General features: G+C 76.1%; 3 protein-coding genes. 1 reads left to right on the top strand and 2 read right to left on the bottom strand.

The genetic code is table 11. The annotated features are described in order from the left end of the window. Window positions 1–594, top strand: a 594-nt coding sequence (locus CTKZ_RS22375; RefSeq protein ID WP_503825969.1) for a restriction system modified-DNA reader domain-containing protein, incomplete at its 5' end; no start/stop codon positions are given. 37 nt (window positions 595–631) lie between these two features. On the opposite strand, the gene CTKZ_RS06090 is transcribed toward CTKZ_RS22375, so the two are convergent. Further along, on the bottom strand, window positions 632–1,597 hold the full coding sequence (locus CTKZ_RS06090) for an alpha/beta hydrolase (protein ID WP_124342113.1): 966 nt from the start codon (window positions 1,595–1,597) through the stop codon (window positions 632–634). A gap of 15 nt (window positions 1,598–1,612) precedes the next feature. Then, window positions 1,613–2,309, bottom strand: a 697-nt coding sequence (locus tag CTKZ_RS06085) for a zinc-binding dehydrogenase (protein ID WP_124342112.1), incomplete at its 5' end; no start/stop codon positions are given.

The following is a 2,309-nucleotide window of genomic DNA, read 5'->3' as shown; positions in this document are numbered from 1 at the left end:
GCCGTCACGGCACCCCCGGCCGCGCCCCCGGCGCCCGCCGCGCCGCCGACGACGGGGACGACCGACCTGGACGCCCCGACGCCGGCGGACGGCGCCGCGACGGGTGCGCCGACGGCGCTCGCCCCCGCGTCGAACCCGCTGAGCCCGGCGAACCTCGTGCCGCCCATGACGGCCGTGCCCCCGACGACGCCCGTCACGCCCGAGCCGTCGCCCGTCGCGTACCGGCTCGACGTCGCGCGTGAGAAGGACGCCGTCACGGCCCCCACCGCGGTGCTCGACCCCGCGGACCTCGACGAGCCGGCCGCCGCGCCCGCGTTCGACGAGCCGCTGCCCGAGCTCGCGATCCTCGCGAAGCGTCGCCGGGTCATCACGACCCTCGTGTGGGTGCGCGAGCGCCGAGGTCAGCGGTTCGAGGCGATGCTGCGGCCCGACGGGTTCGTCGAGCTCGAGGACGGCGAGGTGTTCGCCGACCCCGACGAGGCCGCCGCCGCGGTCATCGGCGTCGACTACGCGGTCGACGGGTGGCGCGCGTGGCGGCTCGGCGACGGCGGTCCGACCCTCGCGGAGGCCGCGGGCGTGGAGCGCCCGTACTGACCGCGGACGCCCCGGGCCCGACCCGTGCGCGACTCGGTCACCCCCAGCCGTAGGCGGCCGTCCAGCGGTCGAGCTCGGCGTAGAACCGGGTCCGGACGGGCTGCGGCGACAGGGTGAGGTCGTGCAGGCCGCCGGCGATGCGGACGACCGTCACGAGCGGTCCCAGCTGCACCGCGCGGCGGGCGACGAGCTCGACGTCCAGCACGACGTCCGCCGAGCGCATGTCCTCGCTCCAGCGCGGGCTGATCACCGTGCGCGACGACGCGAGCGTGAGGATCGGCGCGGTCACGTGCAGCCCGCGGGCGACGGTCGCGTGCCCGGCGATGACGGCGCGCAGCCAGCCCGCGCGGACCGGGAACGACGGCACGGGCCGCCAGTGCAGGTCGTACGTCCACTCGCCGCCGCTGCTGGCCGACAGCGTTCGCGCGTAGTAGCCGGGGTCGATGTTCGGCAGCGGCGCCTTCGGCTGGAACCGGGCGAGCTGCGCGATGGCGGGCCCGCTCACGTGCCGCACGACGGACGACCCCTGCAGCTCGAGCCACGGTGAGTTGAGGACCAGGCCGTCGAGCTCGCCGGGGTGCCGGTCGGCCCACAGCGCGGCGACCAGCCCGCCCGTCGAGTGGCCCATGACCATGACGCGCCCGTACGCGCCGACGTCGCGGCGCACCACGTCGAGCGCGGCCTCGATCTCCTCGTCGTACGTCGCGAGGTCGTCGACGTAGCCGGGCGTCTGCCAGGGCCGCAGCGACCGCCCGTACTTCCGCAGGTCCAGCGCGTAGAAGGCCGCTCCACGCGAGTGCCAGTGCTCCGCGAGCCCCGTCTGGAAGAAGTAGTCCGACCAGCCGTGCACGTAGAGGACGGCGCGCGACGGGCGGACGGGCTCGTCGGTCGGCGGCGCGTACCGCACGAGGCTCGCGACGACCGCACCCTCGTCGTCGGGTCGCAGGTCGAGCGTGCGGACGCGGTAGTCGTCACCGAGGACGTCGGGCGCCCACCTGCTCACGTGCGCCTCCCGTCGTCAGGGCTCGAGGACGATCTTGCCGAACTGGTCCCCGGCCGCAAGGCGGCCCAGCGCCTCCGCGGCCCGGACCAGCGGGAACGTCGAGTCGACGAGGGGCCGCACGCCGGTCCGGGCGAGGAACGCGAGCAGGTGCTGCAGGTCGTCGCGGCTGCCCATGGTCGTGCCGAGCACGGAGATCTCCTGGAAGAAGATGCGTTGCAGCTCGGCCTGCTCGGCGTCGCCGCTCGTGGCGCCGGCGACGACGATCGTGCCGCCCGGGCGCACCGACCGCACCGAGTGGGACCACGTCGCACGGCCGACCGACTCCAGCACCAGGTCGACGCGGGGCACGCGCGCACCGGTCTCGACGGCCGCCGTCGCCCCCAGCGCGAGCGCCCGCTCGCGACGCTCGGCCGACCGCGACGTGACGACCACGTCGAGCCCCGCCGCCGCGCCGAGCACGACCGCGGCCGTCGCGAGCCCGCCACCCGCACCCTGCACCAGCACGCGCTGGCCCGGCGTCGCGCGGCCCGTCGTGAACAGCATCCGGTACGCCGTGAGCCATGCCGTCGGGAGGCACGCGGCCTCGACGAACGACAGCTCGGCGGGCTTGTCGACGACGTTCCACGTGGGCACCGCGACCTGCTCCGCGAGCGTGCCCGGGTGCTTCTCCGACAGCAGCGACCGCGGCTCGTCCTGCCCGGGCACACCCCCG

It is taken from the genome of Cellulomonas algicola (genome assembly GCF_003851725.1).
In the GTDB taxonomy this organism is placed as follows: Bacteria; Actinomycetota; Actinomycetes; order Actinomycetales; family Cellulomonadaceae; genus Cellulomonas; species Cellulomonas algicola.
The sequence above is the reverse complement of the archived record's forward strand: the minus strand, read 5'-3'. Positions and strand labels throughout refer to the sequence as shown.